At 35.2% G+C, this 22,120-nt stretch carries 19 protein-coding genes; 4 read left to right on the top strand and 15 right to left on the bottom strand.

The annotated features are described in order from the left end of the window. Positions 1–39: 39 nt before the first annotated feature. The 3 genes from AB9K26_RS02610 to AB9K26_RS02620 form a co-directional block, all read right to left on the bottom strand. Positions 40–897, bottom strand: a complete 858-nt coding sequence (locus AB9K26_RS02610; RefSeq protein WP_369970977.1) for a flagellar motor protein MotB — start codon at positions 895–897, stop codon at positions 40–42. 122 nt (positions 898–1,019) lie between these two features. Beyond that, a complete protein-coding gene (locus tag AB9K26_RS02615; RefSeq protein ID WP_369970978.1) occupies positions 1,020–2,000 on the bottom strand; it encodes a glycosyltransferase family 2 protein in 981 nt (326 codons plus the stop codon). Continuing rightward, a complete protein-coding gene (locus AB9K26_RS02620) occupies positions 1,997–2,440 on the bottom strand; it encodes a type I restriction enzyme HsdR N-terminal domain-containing protein (RefSeq protein WP_369971087.1) in 444 nt (147 codons plus the stop codon). The genes AB9K26_RS02615 and AB9K26_RS02620 overlap by 4 nt, the downstream gene beginning before the upstream one ends. A 94-nt stretch (positions 2,441–2,534) precedes the next feature. Between AB9K26_RS02620 and holA the strand changes: the two genes are divergently transcribed. Both holA and AB9K26_RS02630 read left to right on the top strand, forming a co-directional pair. Further along, on the top strand, positions 2,535–3,539 hold the full coding sequence (holA, locus tag AB9K26_RS02625; protein WP_369970979.1) for a DNA polymerase III subunit delta: 1,005 nt from the start codon (positions 2,535–2,537) through the stop codon (positions 3,537–3,539). A gap of 123 nt (positions 3,540–3,662) precedes the next feature. After that, positions 3,663–4,223 (top strand): type 1 glutamine amidotransferase domain-containing protein, encoded by a 561-nt coding sequence (locus tag AB9K26_RS02630; protein ID WP_369970980.1) that lies wholly within the window; start codon positions 3,663–3,665, stop codon positions 4,221–4,223. A gap of 63 nt (positions 4,224–4,286) precedes the next feature. Here AB9K26_RS02630 and AB9K26_RS02635 read toward each other — a convergent pair whose 3' ends face one another. The 12 genes from AB9K26_RS02635 to uvrA all read right to left on the bottom strand — a co-directional run bounded on the left by AB9K26_RS02635 (position 4,287) and on the right by uvrA (position 20,473). After that, entirely contained in the window at positions 4,287–4,769 is a 483-nt protein-coding gene (locus AB9K26_RS02635; protein WP_369970981.1) for a hypothetical protein, read from the bottom strand. Then, the gene (locus tag AB9K26_RS02640) at positions 4,766–5,029 is read right to left on the bottom strand and encodes a DUF202 domain-containing protein (RefSeq protein ID WP_369970982.1); all 264 of its coding nucleotides are present in this window, start codon (positions 5,027–5,029) and stop codon (positions 4,766–4,768) included. Before AB9K26_RS02640 ends, AB9K26_RS02635 begins: the two co-directional genes overlap by 4 nt. A gap of 3 nt (positions 5,030–5,032) precedes the next feature. Next, positions 5,033–6,637: a class I SAM-dependent methyltransferase gene (locus AB9K26_RS02645; RefSeq protein ID WP_369970983.1), complete on the bottom strand. Its 1,605-nt coding sequence runs from the start codon at positions 6,635–6,637 to the stop codon at positions 5,033–5,035. A 93-nt stretch (positions 6,638–6,730) separates the two neighbouring features. Next, the gene (locus tag AB9K26_RS02650; RefSeq protein WP_369970984.1) at positions 6,731–7,912 is read right to left on the bottom strand and encodes a cytochrome-c peroxidase; all 1,182 of its coding nucleotides are present in this window, start codon (positions 7,910–7,912) and stop codon (positions 6,731–6,733) included. Between the two features lie 75 nt (positions 7,913–7,987). Next, positions 7,988–8,797 (bottom strand): polyphosphate kinase 2, encoded by an 810-nt coding sequence (gene ppk2 / locus AB9K26_RS02655; protein WP_369970985.1) that lies wholly within the window; start codon positions 8,795–8,797, stop codon positions 7,988–7,990. Positions 8,798–8,803: 6 nt separating this feature from the next. Further along, entirely contained in the window at positions 8,804–9,658 is an 855-nt protein-coding gene (gene ppk2, locus AB9K26_RS02660) for a polyphosphate kinase 2 (RefSeq protein WP_369970986.1), read from the bottom strand. A gap of 136 nt (positions 9,659–9,794) precedes the next feature. After that, positions 9,795–12,206: a thiamine pyrophosphate-dependent enzyme gene (locus tag AB9K26_RS02665; protein ID WP_369970987.1), complete on the bottom strand. Its 2,412-nt coding sequence runs from the start codon at positions 12,204–12,206 to the stop codon at positions 9,795–9,797. Positions 12,207–12,358: 152 nt separating this feature from the next. Continuing rightward, on the bottom strand, positions 12,359–15,181 hold the full coding sequence (locus AB9K26_RS02670) for a metalloprotease (RefSeq protein ID WP_369970988.1): 2,823 nt from the start codon (positions 15,179–15,181) through the stop codon (positions 12,359–12,361). 26 nt (positions 15,182–15,207) lie between these two features. After that, the gene (locus tag AB9K26_RS02675) at positions 15,208–16,476 is read right to left on the bottom strand and encodes an endonuclease/exonuclease/phosphatase family protein (RefSeq protein ID WP_369970989.1); all 1,269 of its coding nucleotides are present in this window, start codon (positions 16,474–16,476) and stop codon (positions 15,208–15,210) included. A gap of 20 nt (positions 16,477–16,496) precedes the next feature. Further along, the gene (locus AB9K26_RS02680; RefSeq protein ID WP_369970990.1) at positions 16,497–17,186 is read right to left on the bottom strand and encodes a TIGR00730 family Rossman fold protein; all 690 of its coding nucleotides are present in this window, start codon (positions 17,184–17,186) and stop codon (positions 16,497–16,499) included. Between the two features lie 174 nt (positions 17,187–17,360). Beyond that, positions 17,361–17,528 (bottom strand): lmo0937 family membrane protein, encoded by a 168-nt coding sequence (locus tag AB9K26_RS02685; RefSeq protein WP_369970991.1) that lies wholly within the window; start codon positions 17,526–17,528, stop codon positions 17,361–17,363. Between the two features lie 113 nt (positions 17,529–17,641). Then, positions 17,642–20,473, bottom strand: a complete 2,832-nt coding sequence (gene uvrA, locus AB9K26_RS02690) for an excinuclease ABC subunit UvrA (RefSeq protein WP_369970992.1) — start codon at positions 20,471–20,473, stop codon at positions 17,642–17,644. Between the two features lie 196 nt (positions 20,474–20,669). Here uvrA and AB9K26_RS02695 point away from each other — a divergent pair, with 196 nt between their 5' ends. Both AB9K26_RS02695 and AB9K26_RS02700 read left to right on the top strand, forming a co-directional pair. Beyond that, the gene (locus tag AB9K26_RS02695) at positions 20,670–21,482 is read left to right on the top strand and encodes a peptidylprolyl isomerase (protein ID WP_369970993.1); all 813 of its coding nucleotides are present in this window, start codon (positions 20,670–20,672) and stop codon (positions 21,480–21,482) included. A 63-nt stretch (positions 21,483–21,545) separates the two neighbouring features. Further along, complete coding sequence (locus AB9K26_RS02700; RefSeq protein WP_369970994.1) at positions 21,546–22,073, top strand: hypothetical protein; 528 nt, start codon at positions 21,546–21,548, stop codon at positions 22,071–22,073. Positions 22,074–22,120: the final 47 nt, after the last annotated feature.

Raw genomic sequence — 22,120 nt, forward strand, 5'->3', positions numbered from 1 at the left:
CCAATCAAACGATTGGGCTTTTTCTTATCTTTTTTTGAATTAGTTGCTAGCAGACAGGTTTTTCATTTCCTCTTCAATCATTTCATAGAATTGATCAATTTTTGGCATGACAACAATTCTTGTACGTCTGTTTTTGGCTCTGTTTTCAGCAGTGTCATTTTCAACTAATGGCACATGATAACTTCTACCAGCCGCTACCAATTGCTGAGGATTGACTTCCAATTCTTCTAAAACTCGAACCACTGATGTAGCACGCTTCACACTTAAATCCCAGTTGTCTAATAACACGCCTTTTTGGTAAGGAACATTGTCTGTATGAGCTTCAACCATAGCTTCAAAGTTAGGTTTGCTATTGATTACCTTAGCAACTTTTCCTAAAACAGTTTTAGCTTCTTCTGTCACAGTGTAGCTTCCGCTTTTGAATAAAAGTTTGTCGGCAATAGAAATAAAAACCACTCCTTTTTCAACATTGACTTCAATGTCTGGATCATCAATACCAACAGCTTTTTTCAAACTTGATACAATCGCCAATGTGACACTATCTTTCTTATTTAATGCGTCTTGTAAGCGAGATATCTTAAGGTCTTTTTCTTTTAAGCTTTCTAAAGATTTTTCAAGGTTTTCAGCGCCTTTTTGAGTTAAGGTTGTTAAATTTCCTTTGGTATCAATCAAATCTTGATTGGCTTTACGTAAGTCGGCCAATTGATCTTTCATGGTTTCAACACGTGCTTGTGCAGCAGCTTTATCAGATAAACAGCTGTTTAACTTCACGGTTGCACTGTTTAATAAATCTTGGCTTTCATTGTATTTTTCTTTGAGTGCCATGTGTTCCTTTTTAGAAACACAAGAGGTCAACACAAACATTCCAGCTATACTTAATAGCAATACTTTTCTCATAATTGATGTTTAAAAATTAGTTTTGTTTTTTAGTTGTTACAACAAAATAACATACCAAAATTATAGAAAAGAATAATTGCTTAGATTGTATTTAACTAAATTTTTAACAGTTTTATGAACAATCAATTACGAAAACGTTTTCTCACAAAGTAAGACCAGACAATGGATTGGGTTTGATAGTACCCTTTTTTTTGTTGTATGTTCTTGCGTTGTTTTAAAAGTGTTGGTAAATGCTTGTAAAATGAAAAGTGGGCTTTGAGAATTGCAAAAAAATGAGAGGGTTTTAATGTTACAATAAATTTCAATCCAGCGATACCATCTAGAAGTAATCTCGTAAAGATAATTCCGAAGAGAGAACCAGAAACATTCTTGGTAATTGTATATAAACTGTTTCTAAAATTGAGATATGTTTTTTTTGGGTGAACAGCATTTAAAGTGGCTCCACCAACATGATATACCGTTGAGCTTCCTACATATTTCACTGTTTTACCAAGATTGAAAGCGCGCCAACATAGGTCAATTTCCTCAAAATGTGCAAAGTAATTTTCATCAAAGCCGTTCAGAGATTCAAAAGTTGATTTTCTGATAAAAAAACAAGCTCCCGAAGCCCAAAAAATGGAAGTTGTATCATTGTACTGACCATTGTCTTTTTCAATGGAGTTGAATACACGTCCGCGACAAAAAGGATAACCGTATTTATCAATAAAACCTCCAGCAGCTCCAGCGTATTCAAAACACCCTTTTCGCTTATAGTCTAAAATTTTAGGTTGAATAATCACAGTATCACTATGTGTTTCAAATTCTTTTAGAATAGGATCTAACCAATTTTTGGTCACTTCAACATCACTATTAAGAAGACAAAAAATATCAGCGTCAATGTGTTTTAAGGCATCATTATAACCTTTAGCATAGCCATCATTAGATGTGTTTTTGATGATGGAAACATTCGGGAAATTTTTTTCAAGAAAAGACACAGAATCATCAGTTGAAGCATTGTCGGCTACAATAATTTGAGCGTCTTTTGAATACTCCAATACTGAAGGAAGGAATTGCTCAAGTAAGGCTTTACCATTCCAATTTAATATGACCACTGCTATTTTCATTGATGCTTTGGAATATCTTTTAGGAATTCATAACATTCATTCTCAAAATCCATCTTACAATAATAGTGATTTATTCCATTGGTAACCATCAAATAAGTGGCATCCAAAGCAAGGTTGTATCTGGCAATTTGATCAAAGGTACTTTGGTTAATGGTGATACTTGGGGCTTTACATTCAACAATGAGATGTATGCTTCCATCCGGATTATAGACTACAACATCATAGCGTTTGGTCAAATTGTTGATTTGAAGGGCTTTCTCAACATTGATAAGCGATTTAGGATAATTTTTGTGGTGAATTAAATACTGAACACAATGCTGTCGCACCCATTCTTCTGGTTGTAAAATGATAAATTTTTTACGAATCTCATCAAAGATGGAAACTTTATTTTCGTTACTTTTGAAACGGAATTCGAACTTTGGAAAATTGAGTTCCTGCATGGAAATGAGTTCAGTTTTTTTCAAAGTTAACTCACAATACATAAATACCAAATCCCAAACCTTCTTTTTGGAATTTGATTAAGAGATTTCAAGCTTGGACGACGTCAAACAAATTGTAGCAGATATCAAAAATGGAAGCATCAAACCCATTTACTTCCTTATGGGTGAAGAGCCATACTATATTGATGCTATTTCAGATTTTATTGAAGATAATGTGCTTTCCGAAGAAGAAAAGGGGTTCAACCAAATGGTTTTATATGGTCGTGACATTGCCATCGAAGATATCGTAAGTAATGCCAAACGTTTTCCAATGATGGCAGAACGTCAGGTCGTGATAGTAAAAGAAGCACAAGACCTTTCTAGAACCATTGAAAATTTAGCAGCTTATGCTGAAAATCCGCAACCAACAACAGTTTTGGTTCTTAACTATAAATACAAAAAAATAGATAAGCGTAAGACGTTATATAAGACGATAAAAAAGTCTGGTGTTGTGTTTGAGAGCAAGAAACTGTATGATAATCAGGTGCCAGATTGGATTCGTCGCGTACTTTCCGGACAAAATTATAGTATTTCTCCAAAAGCTTCTCAAATGCTCGTTGAGTTTTTGGGAACTGATTTAGGAAAAATCAACAATGAATTGAATAAACTCAAGATCATTTTGCCTGAAGGCACTCAAATAACTCCAGAACATATTGAAGAGAATATAGGAATTAGTAAGGACTATAACAATTTTGAGTTGCGCAAGGCCATAGGAGAGCGTAATAGCGTTAAGGCTTTTAAGATTGTAAATTATTTTGCAGACAACCCAAAAGACAATCCCATGGTAGTGACCGTATCCTTGCTGTTCAATTATTTTTCGCAATTGTTGCATTTGCATGGCTTACATGACAAGAATCCGAGAAGTGTAGCCTCAGCTCTAAAAATCAATCCGTATTTCGTGAACGAATATGTCATGGCTGCTCGTAATTACCCTATGAAAAAAGTTAGCCAAATCGTTGCGATTCTCAGAGATATTGATGTCAAGGGTAAAGGGGTTAATGCTAATGCGATTCCTCAAAGTGACTTGCTCAAGGAGCTTTTAGTCAAAATATTTTCTTAGTTTAAGAAGTCTTAACATTTTCTGATAAATCTGCGTTAAACCCTTAATAACATTGGGTTTTTTGTTTGTTATCAATTATATTATAAGTAAGTAAATTAATAACAAATTAAAAACATATTACCAATGGAAAATTTAAAAGGAAAGAACGTTGCGATCTTAGCAACCAATGGATTTGAAGAAAGTGAATTACGTGAGCCAATGCTTGCCTTAAAAAAAGCTGGTGCTAATGTAGATATCATTTCTGAAAACATAGGAAAAATCAAAGGCTGGAGTAATGGTGATTGGAGTAACGAATATGATGTTAACAAGACACTGAGTGAAGCTAATGAAGAAGCATATAATGCATTGGTATTGCCAGGTGGAGTTATGAATCCCGATACACTTAGGCAAAATGGAGAAGCTATCCGATTTGTAAAATCTTTTTTCAAAAATAAAAAACCAGTTGCAGCAATATGCCATGCACCTTGGTTATTGGCTGAAGCAGATGTATTGAGTGGTCGTCGCGTGACTTCTTATGGATCCATAAAACGAGATTTAGTAAATGCAGGTGCCAAATGGGAGGATAGTGAAGTAGTTGTAGATGAAGGGTTAATTACTAGTAGGTCTCCAAAAGATTTACCAATGTTTAACACCAAACTGGTAGAAGAAGTTTATGAAGGCAAACATGAGTTGCAAACAGCATAATAGCTCGCTAGAGAATTAAAAAGCAGAATGAAAATTCTGCTTTTTTTTATTCTTGTCAAGCAATTATGAAATAAACCCTAATTCCTCAACCATTAAACCATAGTCATATTGTAAATCCTCGTGAAGGTTAGATATGTGTTTTTCAGCCAATGCTAATTGTCGGTTGTAACTATTGATTAGTGTCTTGTTGAATTTAATTGAAGGTGAGAGCAGTTTCATGTTTTTGCAAAAATGGAGCAGAAGTTCTATTTCAGTGTCCTTGCGTCCTGAATACCTTGCATATTTCTTTACGTGTCGAAGAATCTTGCGAACACTTTTTCTTATATAATAATAACTATTGGTGTTGATGGCTTCAAATTCTAAATCGACAAAGTCCTTTACCGATTCCACATAAGCTGTTTCATCGTGAGCTTCAAATAGCAAATAGGTGAGAAGCTCTTTGTTTTCCTTTTTGAATTTAGATAACCGTAAACACAGCTGAATCAATTCGTCCTGCGAACGATGTTGTAATTCTTTTTTTATAGTAACAACAGAAACGGCTTTCAAATCTTGTAATGTTTTCTAATGGTTTTCTTTACTCGAAATAAACGGGCTATACCAACCACTAATATAATTGGGGAAATGATTAAAAGTGCTATGCCAAAGGATTTTAAATCTGAAAAAAATTCGATTTTTAAAACGGTTAATCCAGTTCCTAAAAACACAACAAACGTTCTAAAGTAAGCTAAAAATGTGCGTTCGTTGGCAAGTTTAGTTCGCTCAATAGCTAGCCAATCACGTGTTATGAGTTGGTTTTGGTGATCCATAATTTATCTTCCTTTCAGTAAATTTACACTTACCGTTGCCAAATCGTTTTTTGGGAATTTTGTAGCATATCTAGCATCAGGATACAGGCCAACTTCCTTGGCAATCTTGTTAAAGACATCAACTTCCAAAATGTACTGGTCACTATAACCATGAGTTGCATCATAAGCTGTTGCAGCCGTTTTTCCAAGATTTTGAGCTACTAATTCTGGATTTACTGTATGTAATTCAATCATTAGTAATCCGAAGCGTTCAACATAAGGCTTCCATTTTCCTAAATGCTCGAACAAAGAATCCTCTACTAAATTATTGCTAAGGCGCTTTCCTAAAGATGCATAAGCACCAGAAGAGTTGCTAATGCGGTCTGTTTGCTGTTTCGGTTCTTCCCAAATTCGGTTGTGATCTAAAAATGTTCTAACATTCAGCAAGTCTTTAAGTTCAATATTGTAGTCTTCTTTCAAATCCTTTGCTAATAAATCAGGTCTACCAATGTCTCCCCAAATCACTTTTGCCCAAATATCTGCCTTGATTAAATTGGCACGAGTCACTTTTAAAGCCGCTTGGTTAAAATCAGCTCCAACCAATAATAACGGATATTCATCAAGCATCTCTCCACGTTTGGTTTGGTAATCTATGACATCAAAAATATGTTGGATAAAAGCACCATTGCCACAACCCATATCCAAAATACCTTTAGGCTGTTCTTCAATAGGTTTGTTGAAAAGCTCAATTATGACTTCATCAATCACCTTAAAATATGTTGAATGTGCACCACCACTTCCCCAAACATTCATTTCGCGATGAACGTGTTTTTCAGTTTCATGTGGTGACGAGGTTCTCAAAATGGTCGGATCGCCAAAAATCAAATCGTCTAAATGTATAAATGTAGGTAAGTACGAAACTGTCACACCATAAGCACTGGCGCGTTTGGCAAAGAATAGACCTTCATCTGTAAACCTATAGGTGTTTTTCCCTTTTTTGAACCAACCCAAATGCGCAAAGAAATCTAATATCTTTTTGAAACTTTCAGGATTTGAATGGTATTCTTCTGCGGAAAAAGAGGCTTCCATAAAATATTTATGGAATAAACCATTCATTCCCAATCGAACAATAATTGGCGCAATAATAACGCCTTCAATATGTTTTTTGATTTGGTAATCTATTGAAGTTTCATCGGAAACGTCCAAACCATAACCTTTTTCAAACGACTTGAATACTTTCTCTAGAGCACTAAAGGCATCAATCCCTATAGGTTCGCTATGTAGTTTGTCTGTGTACTTTAAAAGATTGACGGCTTCTTTGTAATGCGGAACAAGTCCAAAGGCTTTTTTACTTAAGGCATTGGTTTCATAAGAAATGGAGTTGGTCTTGTTGTCTAAGTGTTGAATCAGCCAACCTTGGGAAGATAAAATCCGAAGCGCCACGTTGAGATAGCCTTCATTGGCTTTGAAAGTTTTGGTTAATTGTTCTAAATCAACTTTTTTGTGTTCCAACAAATAGTCTAAGACACCATTTTTAGAGAGGGAATATGCAGAGGTTGCAGTTGCAATTCCATCAAGGTGCCTAAAGATAGACCCTCTAAATTTTTCTTTATCTAGTTTGGATAGCATAGGTTGATAGTTTGTATAAATATAAAAAAACCATCACAAGTGTGATGGCTTTTCAAATTTGTTTTTAAACTTTACTCGCTCAAAAATATGATTTTACTGAATAAACGGATTGCTCCACTTTTCATTGGTATAGACATCAGTACCTCCTAAGGTTTGAAGAAACGCGATAACCGCTTGCTTTTCATCTTCAGTAAGATTTAGGTTTTGTCCTTCGCCTCCAGGACTGAGTCTTGGGTCAATGTTACTATTGTTAGTAAGGCTTATAGAGTTATAATGCTCAAGAACTTGATCTAATGTCGTTAGACTTCCATTGTGCATAAACAAACCATTTGCTGAACCATCCGCTTTGACGACATCTCTCAGACTTGGTGATCGGGTCACATTTAAATCGGGAATGTTGGAAGCAATACTTCCAATCATGCCGTTATTTAAGGAATTAGGATCAATATCAAATTCGGGTGCTTGATGGCATCCAGCACAACCCAGTCCACCATTAATTCTTACGCCTTGATTGTTATATACTGGAGGTTGTAAAAACAATTGTTTTCCTTGATTTTCTTGAGGGGAAAAATTTGTGAACGGTTGTCCATCGTTGTTTGCTAAGGCTCTACCAACATCATATTTACTGTCGAATGATTGAATGCTGCGAACAAATTGCGCTAAAGCATTTTGAATTCTCAGTTCTGTAATATCTTCAGAACCAAAAGCAAAATTAAATAGGGCAGGATAGTATTCGGTAAGTTCAAGCTTCGCGATAAGGTCATTAAAATTTTCATCGCCATTCTCTCCACTAAAGCCCATTTCTACATGATCTTGAATAGGCATGGTGGTTTGGGTTTCCAAATTGATGGCGCGCTCATCCCAAAAGAATTTAGCTTCAACACCAAAACGCGCATTAACCAACCGCATCGAATGTCGACTTGTGAGTCCATTGATTCCAGAACTTGCTTGTACATTGTCGGTAAAGGCTAAACTTTGCTTATGGCAACTGGCGCAAGCTATGGTATTATCTGCGGATAGATTTTTATCATAGAAAAGAATACGTCCCAACGTTGCTACTTCATTAGTGATTTCATTTCCAGGCGTGGTGTTGTCTTTTATGATGTAGTTTGGAATGGATTGATTACTATAATTGTGAAGATTATCAAAATCGATGGTGAGAATATTTGAAAAATCGATGGTTTGCTCTTCAGGTATGGGAGTGTAATCATTATTGTTGTCACTTCCACAAGAGAAAATCAAAAGTCCAATCAAAATTAAAATAGTTGATTTCATAAGTTGGATTTTAAACTTAGACGATATCAATCATCAAAGGTTTAATTCAATTAAAAGTAATCATAATTTGACATATCAATCCTTAAGAATGGATTTGATGGTTTGATGTCTAATGGTTTCCACATCCTTGGTTTCATATGGAATTTCCTTAAGAATGTATTCAAAGGCCCTAATTCTTGCATTTGTTTTTCGGTTTGCTTTTATAACTTTCCAAGGAGCATATTCTTGTGTTCTTTCAAACATAGCTTCCTTATAAGAGGTGTAATCATCCCAAAGCGACAATGCTCTTCGGTCAACATCACTGTATTTCCATTTTTTTATGGGTGAAGTGGTGATATCCTTGAAACGACGTTCTTGTTCTTTTTTTGTGATAGAAAAGTATAGCTTAAGCAAATAAATCCCTGAGTCCTGAATCATTTTTTCAAATTCATTCACTTGTCCCATAAAGATATCATATTGTTTTTGGGTACAAAATCCATTTACAGGTTCAACAATAGCCCTGTTGTACCAACTTCGATCAAAGAACACAATTTCACCATTATTTGGTAATTTATTGATATAGCGTTGAAAATACCACTGACCCAATTCTGTTTCGTTAGGTTTAGGAAGCGCAACAACTCTTATGGCACGCGGTGGAAGATGTTGTATGATACGTCTAATGGCTCCGCCTTTTCCAGCGGCATCGCGACCTTCAAAGAGAATAACCACTTTTTTATTGTTCAGGACCACCCATTGCTGAAGGATTAGCATTTCTTCCTGAAGTTTTTCCAGTCGCTTTTCATATTTAACATTTTGAATCGCTTTTTTAGTATCGAGTTTATTCAAGCGCAATAAGGCTTCGATACCTTTTTTTGAATTGATGATATTTAGGTTTTTTTCTGTCATGATGTTTTATTGGTCAATTTGAATCGTATTTCTGAAGTAACGTTGTACAATATTGGGATCAGGTAAAATAGTTTTACAATTACTGCCTTTGTTCTCATAGTCGAATAAACTTAAAACATATTTAATGCTTTCCAATCGCGCCAATTTTTTGTCGTTGGATTTAATGATTACCCATGGTGAAAAGGAATTGTGTGTGCGTGAAAACATTTGATTTTTGTAATTGGTAAAATCATCCCACAATTCTTGTCCTTTTTCATCTACAGGACTGAATTTCCACTTCTTTAACGGATTGTTTAAACGTTTATCGAAACGACGTTGTTGCTCTTCTTTCGAAACCGAAAACCAAAATTTTATGATTCGTGTTCCTGATTCATAGAGCATATTTTCAAATTCAGGAACCTGTATCATAAAGCGATTGTATTGTTCTTTTGAACAAAATCCCATAACAGGTTCTACGACGGCTCTATTATACCAGCTACGATCAAAGAATACAATTTCACCTGCATTGGGCAATTCTTTAATGTAGCGATTGAAATACCATTGGTTTTTTTCAACTTCTGTAGGTTTATTCAATGCCACAATTCGCATAGCTCTTGGATTAAGGTGTTCTTTAAAACGTTTTATGGTTCCACCTTTTCCCGAAGCATCACGACCTTCAAAAATGATAGCGATTTTTTTGTTTTCCTTTTGCACCCAGCGTTGAAAATCTACCAATTCAGCTTGTAGAGGAAGTAATTCTTGTTCATAGTTGTACTTTTCTAAAGCATTACCATAATGTGGAAATTCAGTGATATTGTTATTCAGGTATTTGACAAAGTCCTTTTTGGATTTAAATGTGTTTAAAATGGTTTCCGTGAGCATAAAAAATCAAATTTGCATAAACACTAAAGTTAGTGCATTGCAATGAATAATAAAATGACTATTATCAGCTAACCATAAAAAAAAGCCTTTTGTGATGTACAAAAGGCTTTAGGTTTTATTATTATTTTCTTGAATGTTATCGCAACTTAGGAAAATCGTTCGGATTCACTTCATGCATCACATTGTAAACAGCTTCAAAAATATCTTCGGAAGAGGGTTTTGAAAAATAATCACCATCTGTTCCATAGGCTGGTCTGTGTGGTTTCGCAGCCAAAGTTTTTGGTTGGCTATCTAAGTATTGATAAGCATTTTGGGTATTTAAGATTTGATCAAGAATATAAGCTGAAGCACCTCCAGGCACATCTTCATCAATTATCATCAATCGGTTGGTCTTTGCGACACTTTTTACGATATCATGATTCAGATCAAAAGGTAGCAATGATTGAACATCAATAACTTCAGCATCGATACCAACTTCCAACAACTCTTTAGCAGTTTGTTCAACAATACGCAAGGTTGAACCATAAGATACTAGTGTAATATCTGTTCCTTCCTTAACAGTTTCAACAACTCCAATAGGTGTTTTAAACTTACCAAGATTATTAGGCATTTTTTCCTTTAAACGATAACCGTTCAAGCATTCAACAATCAATGCTGGCTCATCACTTTCGAGAAGTGTATTGTAAAAACCAGCAGCTTTGGTCATGTTTCTTGGTACTAAAACATGAATACCACGTACCAAATGAATGATGCCTCCCAATTGTGATCCAGAATGCCAAATACCTTCCAAACGATGGCCACGTGTTCTAACAATTAATGGTGCTTTTTGTTTGCCCTTGGTTCTGTATTGAAGCGTTGCTAAATCATCACTAATGATTTGCAATGCATAAAGCATGTAATCTAAGTATTGAATTTCAGCAATTGGACGCAATCCGCGCATTGCCATTCCAATACCTTGTCCGATAATAGTCGCTTCTCTAATTCCAACATCAGCAACACGAAGGTCACCATATTTTTCCTGTAAGCCTTCCAAGCCTTGATTTACATCTCCAATATTTCCGGAATCTTCACCAAACACAAGAGTTTCAGGATAATTGCTGAAAATGGCATCGAAGTTATCACGTAAAACAACTCTGCCATCTACATCTTCCGTATCGGAATCATAAGTTGGGATAACCTCTTCAATAAGATGAGCAGCTTTATCAGATTGGCTATGTAAATAAGAGCTGTATTCAGGTTGGATTTTAGCCAAATAACTGGCAATCCAATCCAAGGTCGTATTTTTTGCTTCTGAAGTTTCTGAAATCACATATCTAAGTGATTTACGTACAGCAGAGGCAATGTCTTTGCGAATAGGTTCCTCAATAGCTTTAAGTTCGTTTACAATTTTATTGATAAAAACTTTATTCGAACTAGAATCGGCTAAAGAACTTAAAAGATTGACGGCTTCTTTTTGTTCCGATTTGATAGGGTCTAAATAATTTTTCCAGGCCGCTTTTTTACCATCTCGAACATTTTTCTTGATACTTTTATCTAAGTTATCGAGTTCGTCTTGAGATGCAATATTGTTGTTAATCATCCACTGGCGCATTTGTGCGACACAATCATATTCTGCTTCCCATTCCAATCGCTCTTTGCTTTTATAGCGTTCGTGTGAACCAGAAGTAGAATGTCCTTGAGGTTGGGTTAATTCAACAACATGAATCATTACTGGAACATGTTCTTCACGAGCAATTTGTTCTGCTTTTTGATAGGTTTCAATTAAAGCTGGATAATCCCAACCTTTAACCTTTAGGATTTCATAACCCTTTTGGTCTTTATCTCTTTGGAAGCCTTTAAGGATTTCTGAAATGTTCTCTTTAGTGGTTTGGTGTTTTGCATGAACGGAAATCCCATATTCGTCATCCCAAATGTTGATGACCATAGGAACCTGAAGAACTCCAGCTGCATTAATAGTTTCAAAAAACAACCCTTCACTAGTACTAGCATTGCCTATGGTTCCCCAAGCAATTTCATTACCTTGGTTGGAAAAGTTAGTAGTGTCAATACCTTTGACATTTCTATATATTTTTGAAGCTTGTGCCAAACCTAACAATCTTGGCATTTGCCCAGCAGTAGGAGAGATGTCAGCACTCGAATTTTTTTGTTTGGTCAAGTTTTTCCAGTATCCATTTTCGTCTAAGCTATGGGTTCCAAAATGGCCTCCCATTTGGCGTCCGCCAGACATTGGTTCATGGCTGATATCAATGTTGGCATACAATCCTGCGAAGAATTGCTCAATGTTGAGTTCTCCAATAGCCATCATAAAGGTTTGGTCTCGGTAATAACCAGAGCGGAAATCCCCATTTTTAAAGACCTTTGCCCATGCTATTTGAGGAATTTCTTTACCATCGCCGAAAATACCAAATTTAGCTTTTCCAGTTAAAACCTCGCGTCGACCGAGTAGACTACATTCTCTACTGGTAACAGCAATTTTATAATCGTCTAAAACCTGCGCTTTGAAATCGTCAAAAGTCAGTTCTGATTTTGTGTTGGTATCGGTTTGCATAGCCTTCCATTATAAGTTGCAAATTTAGCTAAAGTTTCAATCTTTTACAACGTAATATTATGTTATAAATTTAATGTATTATTAAAAAAACAAATGTTTTGTTGAGATATTTTCAATATACGAAGAAATAATCAGATTTGATTACAGATATTTTAAAACCATTTTCGTCTGAACAATCCTAATAAACGTCCTGGATCTAATGTAATAACAAATCGGATACGTTGATCGTAGTCATCTTGCGCAATTTCCCATCCTAGATTGGAATAGATAGGGAAGTAGACCTCAAAATAATCTGTGATTAAATTGAGGCGTATACCAGAGTCGTAAACAAATTTCGGATTAAAGCCTTTATTCTTAACCAATCCTAAATCGCCATAAGCCTCGATATATCTCCAAATTGTGGTACTGGTATTGACTGTAGTCATCCAACGGTTAGCATAAGGTGTTTCCAGCATAGATTTAAATCCGCCTTCAGCAATAATGATTTGTTGACTGAATAAACCTGATGATTCTGAACGACCTAGATAATTGTAGTCAAACATATAGTCTGTAGGCCTGTCTAATGCAAAACTAAAGTAATCTGATCCACTTTGGGTGTTGTTGTACAGAAATGTTCCAGCAAATAATCGGATGTTGAATTGTCTATTGCTTTCAGATAGATTTCTGTATTCGTAGTTGATCGAAAACTTTCCGAAGCGCTCAGCAAACTGAACATCATAATACCATCTGTTATAGTTGATAATGCCTGGATTCCCTGTAACATATCTAATATTGAAGACACTGTAATCTGGTTCTTGCACAATGTCATTGTCAACTTCAAAAATCGTTTCATCGCCAACGTCCCTTCTAATACTTAAAAACCTAAAATTCAGACTTTTAAACTTATCAGATCTAAAATCATTTCCATCTCTAAAGTTTAGCAATAAACTAGGGGAAATCCTGGTTACAAAGGCTTCTTCAGCAAATGAAGAATAGCTTGATCTAACACCATAAGTAACTGCGTATAGATCACTATTGTCAATATTATGAGTATAGTTTATAGAAGCACTTCCCGTTAAGGTTTTAGAATTTGTAGCATATTGAGGTGATATTCTATAATTCAAACGCTTACGCAATAAGGTTTTGTTATAAAATTTACCTCCTAAAGTAAGTCCGTCATAAATATTGTTAAACTCAACCAAAGGCATCATGAATATTTGATTGTAATATGGGTCTTCAATATCTTGAATAAGCCTAAACTGTAAAGGTTTGTTGTTTAGAAAATTACTATTTAGGGTTTTGTAGTTATCCCTTAGGTTAAACTCTGGAATGGTATTGTCGTAATTTAGGGCAAACCTTTGGTTGTTTTCCTTTGGAATGGTAAAGGTTTTACTGCCATTTATATTTTCGATCCAAGTTTTTGTTAAGATAGAATCCTTGTTAAGGGTAAAGAGAGAAACAGGCACATTATTATGTCTTTTGTTCTTGATGGTGATTGTTACTGAATCACCTTCAACCTCAACTTCTCTGATTTTAAAATCTATTTTTTTTCTAGAATCTACATAGTCTTCAAAAAACCAATCAATATTTTTATCTGTATTGTCTTTCAGTAATGCTTCAAAGGTATCAGAAGAGGTTAGCTGAAGCTTTTGACTATTTAAAAACTCGAAAATACTAGATTCGACCGTATTGCTATTCACAAAATCATCTAAATACCTTAAACCGACTCCAGCTTTATATTTACTAGCAATATTTGCATTGAATTTTAAAAGGGAATCCTTAGAAGTGGTTAAGGACTGATCTCTATTGGTTCTTGCCATTTGCATGTAAAACATGCTGAATTGATCATTGTAGAATAAATCTGCAGCATGAAAAGACCGAATGCCCCAAATATTGGCTAGAGTGCCTATCATTTTTGTGTCTGGGTAATAGGTTTCGACATACTTCATTAAATAAAAGATCTGGATTCCTTCCTTTAGCCAATAATCTTTTCTCGGATTTGTCAAGAGGGTGTTGTCCAAATAGTTTTTTAAGGCTGTTTTCAATAATTTAAGCTCATATTGAAAATTATCGGGAAAGGGTCTTATGAAATCTGGCAATTGATTTAAACCATACAGAGGATCTTTTTTGTAATCGCTTTTTGTTATCAATAAACGTTCGTGTGGATATTCTCCAAGATGTTCAGTAATAAATCGTGTGATTTTATCAGTGATTAATGCTTTTTCTTCCGGACTTACATTTTTACTATCTATATCTGATATAACATTAAAATCATCAGTTTGAACAAACTTAAATCCAGAAAATTTAACTAAAACCAAAGTTGAGTTAACCCGATCTTTCCCAGATAAGATAATTGTTTGTTTGCTTTGGGTTTGTTTGATATCTTTTGTGTTTAGCTCAGAAACAAACGTATAACCTAACGGAAAACTGATTTCAAGATTAAGGTTGGCTTTAGGCGTATATATATCATCTAAGTTTTTATTGCTATAAATCTGCCACTCGCCATTATATACTGCAGGAGTTAAATACCAATATTTCAAATTGAGGTCTTTGTTTTCCTTGATGCCATATCCTGTAAAGATATCATCGGGAATTACAACAGTGTAACTAATATCTAGTTCGTAATATTCTGAAGGTAGTAAAGGTTCGTCCAATGTGATTTTAACAATATCGACATGATCTTTTGGATTCTCGAAATTTAGAGATACACTTTTCTTATTTGTTAAATTGGTAATGGTGGTATAACCACGTTGCTCGCTTTTTGCCAAATGAAATTTCAAACTGAATTCTTCTTCAAAGCGTTTGGCTAATGGCGTATTTTTAGAAGAATAAGCATTATTCCAATCATTCAGGTAAATGGTATCTAAAGTGTCATTGCTGGTATTGTGGTAAGTTATGTGTTGCTTAATCTGGATGGTTTTGTTTTCTATATCGAAATCAGCTTTTAAATCAATGGTGTTTTGACCAAAAGCAGTAATGCAAAGGCAAAGACACATAAAGACAACGATAAAAAAACGTGATTTCAATTTACTTTGATAAATTTTAGTGGACTGTTTTCAAACTCATTTGCGGTAATAAAATATAAACCATTCGCCAAAGAAGAGACATTTTCTTCAATATATAACGCATTTTTAACACTAATGGTTTTCACGATTTGCCCTAAATAATTTCTTATGAATAAATTATTGATTTGTAATGATGGGTCAAGTTGCAATTTTAAAAGGTCATCAACCATGTTGGATCCATGAAAACGTACAAGCGTTTTTAAATTAAACGCTTCAATAGATAGCGATTGGTTAGTCTGTAATTCAAGTGTAACGGGAAGATGATCGCTAAAATTGTGTAAAGCCTCTCTAATAAAGAAAGGAAACTCAGGTCCATCACAATCTGATGAGTTTATAGCTTGATTGTAACAATCTATATTATTGTTGTTTCCATATACCTTATAGCTGTCCTGAACATATTCAATTTCTGGATTGTCAAGCATGTTTTCCGAAGTCATTATAAAATCGAAACGATCATCAAAACCTCCTGTCGCACCACCAAAACCGTTTTGGGTTCTAGTAGATTGTGTCATGACATCCAAATAATTTGAATTGGTGTGCCAGCTTCCAATTCGATCAGCTGGATCAACAAAATCAATAAGGTTATTGTTATCTGCATCAATGAGTTCTTGAAACGCAGGTTCAGAGTTTGTGTAAACATTTAAGTCTCCAGCAAGGACCACATTGCTATCGGCAGGAAGGGTGTCAAGATAAGCTATCAAATCTTCAACCATCTGAAATCGAAGCGCTTGATTTTCTGTTCCGCTTGATGCTTTCAAGTGACAAACAATCACATCGATGAGCACTGGATTAGTGTCAGATTCAGAAGAATTGATTTTTAATCTGTAATGATTGAAATCCCTAAAGATTGAAGTCACAATAATTTGATCTTCCAGAACAAACTTTGTGCTATCGTAAAAAATCAAGTTCTGAAGATCGTTTTGGTCACTGATATTGTCATCTGAGGTATTAAACTCAAATACAGCGCGTTGCATATTTGGATTTAAAAACTGAAGAGAACTTAAAATAGCATCTGCTCCAGATTCATTATTCAATTCACAAACCATGAAAAGATCGGGTTGATAATCGGTTAAGATTAACTCCAAATATTGCAAACGGTCTGGTACAGCATCTTCTAAAGGAAAGTTAAGCAAATTGTAAAACATCAGCTTAAAATTTTCCTGTGCTTGCAAACCTTGCAATCCTAAAGCCATAATTAGCAATACGACTTTAATCTTCTTTTTCATAGCTTAAAATTGAATGGTCATTAGAAGTTTGGACTCAATCCATATTCTTTGTAGAAACTATCCAAAATTTCAATGACCTCATCTGTGGTATCAACAACATGAACAAGGTCTAGGTCTTTTGCACTAATATTGTTATTGGCTTCTAGCAATGTACTTTTTACCCAATCCATTAAACCAGACCAAAAATCTCTGCCTACAAGAATGATAGGGAATTTTTCTATTTTATTGGTTTGAATCAAGGTCATGGCTTCAAAGAGTTCATCTAATGTACCAAAACCTCCAGGCATGACGACGAATCCTTGTGAATATTTTACAAACATTACTTTTCTTACAAAGAAGTAATCAAAATCTAAGCTTTTGTCTGAATCGATATAAGGATTGTCATGCTGTTCAAAAGGTAATTCAATATTAAGTCCAACCGAAGTTCCTCCAGCGATGTGTGCACCTTTATTTCCAGCTTCCATAATTCCAGGTCCACCACCTGTAATCACACCATAGCCATGTTCTACTATTTTTTGGGCAATATCTTCAGCAAGTTGATAATATTTGTGATCAGGTTTGGTTCTTGCGGAACCAAAAATAGAAACACAAGGTCCAATTTTACTTAGTTTCTCGTAACCGTTGACAAATTCACCCATAATTTTAAAAATGGCCCATGAGTCATTGGTTTTTATTTCATTCCATCCTTTGTGTTTGTGTTCTCTTCTCATAAAATTTCAATTATTAATCACGTCTGGTCAATATAAAAGCCATATCATGATATGGCTTTTGAAGATTAAGACGTTCAAATTTAAGCTAAAATGGGATAATAGGAAGTGAATTAACAAAAAAATAAACGCACAGAAATCAATCTATGCGTTTTATAAGGCATATTATCGTTAAGCTTATAATGGCTTTTTGCCAGAAATAATGTTGTAAAGTATTACAATAATTGCTATAACCAATAGAATGTGGATGAGGCTGCTGCTACTTAAACCTTCAACGATTCCTAATAAACCCAATAACCATACAATAATACAGATTACTGCGACGAGCCATAAAATACTTTTCATAATGTCAAACTTTAAAGTTAGTATGAATTAAATTTACGAAAGATTTCTCGATAAATTTATTGCAAGCGAATAAGATATCAACACGTGAAAATTTGATGTCGTCAAAAAGGAAACTACACGAGTTCTTTTTTAAGAAACTTAGCGGTATGGCTTTTTTTGTCTTTGATGATCTCTTCAGGAGTGCCTTCTGCTACAATTTTTCCACCACCTTTTCCACCTTCATAACCAATATCGATGATGTGGTCACACATTTTAATTACGTCTAGGTTATGTTCAATAATCAAAACCGTATTACCTTTATCTACTAACTTATTCAAAACCAACATCAACACCCTAATGTCTTCGAAGTGCAATCCAGTTGTGGGTTCATCTAAAATATAAAAGGTGTTTCCTGTATCTCTTTTGCTCAACTCAGTAGCCAATTTAATCCGTTGGGCTTCACCACCTGATAGGGTTGTGCTATGTTGACCAAGAGTTATATAGCCTAAACCAACGTCTTTAATGGTTTTAAGTTTTTTGTAAATCTTAGGGATGTGTTCGAAGAAATCAACCGCTTCAGAAATGGTCATGTTCAAGACATCGCTTATGGTCTTTCCCTTATATCTAATCTCTAAGGTTTCTCTGTTGAAACGCTTGCCTTGACAGGTTTCACATTCGACGTAAACATCTGGTAAAAAGTTCATTTCAATCACTCGAAGTCCGCCACCTTGACACGTTTCACAACGTCCTCCCTTAACATTGAAACTAAAGCGTCCAGGCTTGTAACCACGAATCATAGCTTCTGGAATTTTAGCAAATAAACTTCTGATTTCACTAAAGGTTCCAGTATAAGTTGCTGGATTGCTTCGAGGTGTTCTTCCGATTGGTGATTGGTTAATGTCAATGACTTTATCAATATGCTCCAAACCTCTGATATTCTTGTATGGCATCGGTTTTTTGACACCATTGAAATAGTGCGCATTCATGATAGGATAAAGAGTTTCATTGATGAGCGTCGATTTACCACTTCCAGAAACACCTGTGACACCAATCATTTTTCCTAACGGAAAAGTTACCGATACGTTTTTAAGGTTGTTTCCTGTACAACCTTTAAGGTCTATGGTTTTTCCATTGCCTTTACGTCGATTTGTTGGAACGGGAATTTCTTTATTGCCATTTAGGTAATCGGCTGTTAAGGTTTCATGGTTCAATAATTCTTTCGGACTTCCAATGCTGATGATTTCACCACCATACTTTCCAGCTTTCGGACCAATATCAATCACGTAATCGGCCTTTTCAATCATGTCCTTATCATGTTCAACCACAATTACAGAGTTGCCAATATCACGCAACGAAACCAATGAATTGATCAGTTTTTCATTATCACGTTGATGTAACCCAATGCTAGGCTCATCTAAGATGTAAAGCACACCAACCAACTGCGATCCTATTTGTGTAGCCAGCCTAATACGCTGAGCTTCACCACCTGAGAGCGATTTCGAACTTCGGTTCAATGAGAGGTAATCTAAACCAACATCCAATAGAAACTGCAAACGCGATTTTATTTCCTTGATAATTTCTTCAGCAATATGAAATTGTTTATCTGTTAGATGTTTATGTAATTCATCAAACCATTTGGCTAAATCAACAATGTCTTTATGGGCCAATTCGGCAATGTTCAGTTCATTGACCTTGAAGTTTAAGGATTCCTTTCTCAAACGTGAGCCTTCACAAGTCGGACAAACAATCTTGTCCATATAATTCTTAGCCCAACGTTTTAAAGAGGTAGTTTCGGCATTATTGTATTGACTCTCTATAAAGTTAGCAACACCTTCAAAATCTATTTTGTAATCACGCGTTACACCTAAGGTTTTGTTCTCTACGGAAAACTTATCGTTTCCTCCATAGAGAATCATTTGCTTGGCTTCCTCTGGAATATCCTTGTAAGGATCACTTAGACTAAAATTAAAACGTTGTGCAATGGTTTCAAATTGCTTGAAAATCCAACTGTTTTTTTGTGGTCCATGTGGTGCTAACGCTCCAGCTTTAATTGAAAGCGTATCATCAGGAATAATTTTACGCTCATTGACCTGATATAAAGTTCCAATACCGTTACACTTAGGGCATGCGCCTTTAGGGGAATTGAAAGAGAAATTATTTGGTTCAGGGTTGGGATATGAAATACCTGTTGATGGACACATTAAGCTGCGACTGAAATAACGCGTTTCACCTGAATCTTGATCTAATACCATTAACACATCGTCACCATGGTACATAGCAGTATTAATGGTTTCAGTTAAGCGCTTGTCATTATCTGCTGAAGCATCAATCTTAAGTCTGTCAATAACAATTTCAATATCATGGGTCTTGTATCGGTCTAATTTCATGCCCTTTACCAAATCACGAATCTCACCATCAGTTCTAACCTTAACAAAACCTTGTTTAGCAATTTGCTCGAATAATTCACGATAATGACCTTTACGAGATCGAATGACTGGAGACAAGACATTAATACGCTTGCCTGAATAGCTTTCAATAATCAAATCCTTGATTTGCTCATCACTATAACTCACCATCTTTTCACCTGTGTTGTAACTGTAGGCATCACTGGCTCGCGCATAAAGCAAACGCAAAAAATCATAGATTTCTGTTATGGTGCCAACCGTAGATCGAGGTGATTTGCTAGTGGTTTTCTGTTCGATGGCAATCACAGGAGAAAGTCCATCAATCTTATCGACATCTGGACGTTCTAAACTTCCCAAGAACTGGCGAGCATAAGCTGAGAAGGTTTCAATATAACGACGCTGACCTTCGGCATAAATCGTATCAAAAGCCAATGACGATTTGCCACTTCCTGATAAACCGGTAATAACTACCAACTTCTCTCTAGGAATGGTTACATCTATATTTTTAAGGTTATGAACTCTAGCGCCTTTAACCTCTATGGTGTCGTCAAAATTGCTCATTAATAAGTGCGGATTGGCTTTTTATTGCAAAGTTGCAAAGTTACTCATTTTAATGCTAAAATGTAAGTTGGTTCCATTTAGAGTTATGTTAAATTATAAAGAAGGGAGGTATTTGGGTTTCTTAACTGAAAAGCTCTAAATTTAGACAATCATAAATTATAAAAAAGTGAAAAATCTACAATTAAAAATTGCTATAATGCTTTGTGCGGCTGCCTTTGTGAACTGCAATTCACAAACAAATAAAAAAACAGAATCTCCAGAAACTATAACAACTGTAGAGATGGTAACCAATCTTGGAGCGCTTACATTGGAATTGTCTAATGAAACACCTAAACACCGTGATAATTTTATCAAATTGATTACTGAAAAAGCCTATGATAGTTTGTTGTTTCATCGCGTGATTGAAAACTTTGTAATTCAAGGTGGTGATCCTGAAAGTAAGCATGCACCTCTCGGTGAGGTCTTAGGTGAAGGTGATTTAAATTATACCGTTGAAGCCGAATTCAGACCCAATTTATTTCATAAACGAGGTGCATTGGCTACTGCAAGAGAGGATAATTTAGACCGATCATCTAGTGCCATGCAGTTTTTTATAGTTCATGGAAAAGTTTATAATGATAGCTTATTGGAGGTTGCTGAAAGTCGAATTAACAAAATGACCGCAAGACACCATATCATTAATTCCGAAGAGCACAAAGCCTTGTATGAAGCTTTCAAGAAAGCTTATGATAAGGAGAATATGGACTTGGTAATGACCCTTAATGATAGTATTCAAAAATTAGCTGATGCCTATTCTGGTTTCGAAAAGTATAACATTCCCGAAGCACACAGGAAAGTCTATAAAACGATTGGAGGAACACCGCATCTAGATCAAAACTATACGGTTTTTGGAGAAGTGATAGAGGGTATGTCTGTAGTAGATTCCATAGCAAAAATGCCAACCGATGAAAATGACAGACCTCTTGTTAACGTTAGGATCCTAAGAACAACAATAAAAGGCAGTAACTAAATTTCAAAATAGAATTCATATAAATTTCTATTTTAGACGTATAATTTTAAATCTTAAAATATCATGACATTATTAGGAATAGGCTCACGTATTGATCATCCAGAGTATGGAAAAGGTGTCGTGACCAATGTGACTTCTAAACATTATTGGGTAACCTTTATTGATAGAGGATTGGAAACTATTGACTTAGATAGTGATTTTGAAGTCATTGAAGCCGCAGAAGATGAGGTCGATACGGTTAGTTTCTTTGAAGTTGAATCGAGCTTGGTTCAAATCTTGAAGAAATGGAGTGATGCTACCGAAGTTGTTTCCATTGCCGATAAATGGAAAGGTGGTAAGTTAATTCTAGAGCCAGCTGATACGAGTTTACAGAGTAAAGAAATTCCAATCGATAGTTTTTTCCATAAAATCACTATGGTTCGTGATCGTCTACGTGTCATGGAACAAAAAATCAATTCAAGTAAAAACCTTGATGAACAGGAAAAGATTGATCTTCAACAATATATTACACGAAGCTATGGAAGCTTAACTACGTTTAATGTACTATTCAAATTGAAATCACAACAATTCGTAGGGCAGAAGAGTAAGTAATCAATCTTAAAATTCTAAAGCTGTTAAGAATATTTGTTTCTTTCTAA

The organism is Psychroserpens sp. XS_ASV72, from assembly GCF_041224425.1.
Taxonomy (GTDB): domain Bacteria; phylum Bacteroidota; class Bacteroidia; order Flavobacteriales; family Flavobacteriaceae; genus Psychroserpens.

What these genes read in the sequence shown, in the direction of transcription:
- AB9K26_RS02665 (WP_369970987.1), bottom strand. Translation starts at nt 12,206, where the DNA reads ATGCAAACCGATACCAACACAAAATCAGAACTGACTTTTGACGATTTC.
- AB9K26_RS02670 (WP_369970988.1), bottom strand. Translation starts at nt 15,181, where the DNA reads ATGTGTCTTTGCCTTTGCATTACTGCTTTTGGTCAAAACACCATTGAT.
- AB9K26_RS02650 (WP_369970984.1), bottom strand. Translation starts at nt 7,912, where the DNA reads ATGAAATCAACTATTTTAATTTTGATTGGACTTTTGATTTTCTCTTGT.
- AB9K26_RS02615 (WP_369970978.1), bottom strand. Translation starts at nt 2,000, where the DNA reads ATGAAAATAGCAGTGGTCATATTAAATTGGAATGGTAAAGCCTTACTT.
- AB9K26_RS02685 (WP_369970991.1), bottom strand. Translation starts at nt 17,528, where the DNA reads ATGAAAAGTATTTTATGGCTCGTCGCAGTAATCTGTATTATTGTATGG.
- AB9K26_RS02610 (WP_369970977.1), bottom strand. Translation starts at nt 897, where the DNA reads ATGAGAAAAGTATTGCTATTAAGTATAGCTGGAATGTTTGTGTTGACC.
- ppk2 (WP_369970986.1), bottom strand. Translation starts at nt 9,658, where the DNA reads ATGCTCACGGAAACCATTTTAAACACATTTAAATCCAAAAAGGACTTT.
- AB9K26_RS02675 (WP_369970989.1), bottom strand. Translation starts at nt 16,476, where the DNA reads ATGAAAAAGAAGATTAAAGTCGTATTGCTAATTATGGCTTTAGGATTG.
- AB9K26_RS02645 (WP_369970983.1), bottom strand. Translation starts at nt 6,637, where the DNA reads ATGCTATCCAAACTAGATAAAGAAAAATTTAGAGGGTCTATCTTTAGG.
- AB9K26_RS02620 (WP_369971087.1), bottom strand. Translation starts at nt 2,440, where the DNA reads ATGCAGGAACTCAATTTTCCAAAGTTCGAATTCCGTTTCAAAAGTAAC.
- AB9K26_RS02695 (WP_369970993.1), top strand. Translation starts at nt 20,670, where the DNA reads ATGCTTTGTGCGGCTGCCTTTGTGAACTGCAATTCACAAACAAATAAA.
- AB9K26_RS02680 (WP_369970990.1), bottom strand. Translation starts at nt 17,186, where the DNA reads ATGAGAAGAGAACACAAACACAAAGGATGGAATGAAATAAAAACCAAT.
- uvrA (WP_369970992.1), bottom strand. Translation starts at nt 20,473, where the DNA reads ATGAGCAATTTTGACGACACCATAGAGGTTAAAGGCGCTAGAGTTCAT.
- ppk2 (WP_369970985.1), bottom strand. Translation starts at nt 8,797, where the DNA reads ATGACAGAAAAAAACCTAAATATCATCAATTCAAAAAAAGGTATCGAA.
- AB9K26_RS02640 (WP_369970982.1), bottom strand. Translation starts at nt 5,029, where the DNA reads ATGGATCACCAAAACCAACTCATAACACGTGATTGGCTAGCTATTGAG.
- AB9K26_RS02700 (WP_369970994.1), top strand. Translation starts at nt 21,546, where the DNA reads ATGACATTATTAGGAATAGGCTCACGTATTGATCATCCAGAGTATGGA.
- AB9K26_RS02630 (WP_369970980.1), top strand. Translation starts at nt 3,663, where the DNA reads ATGGAAAATTTAAAAGGAAAGAACGTTGCGATCTTAGCAACCAATGGA.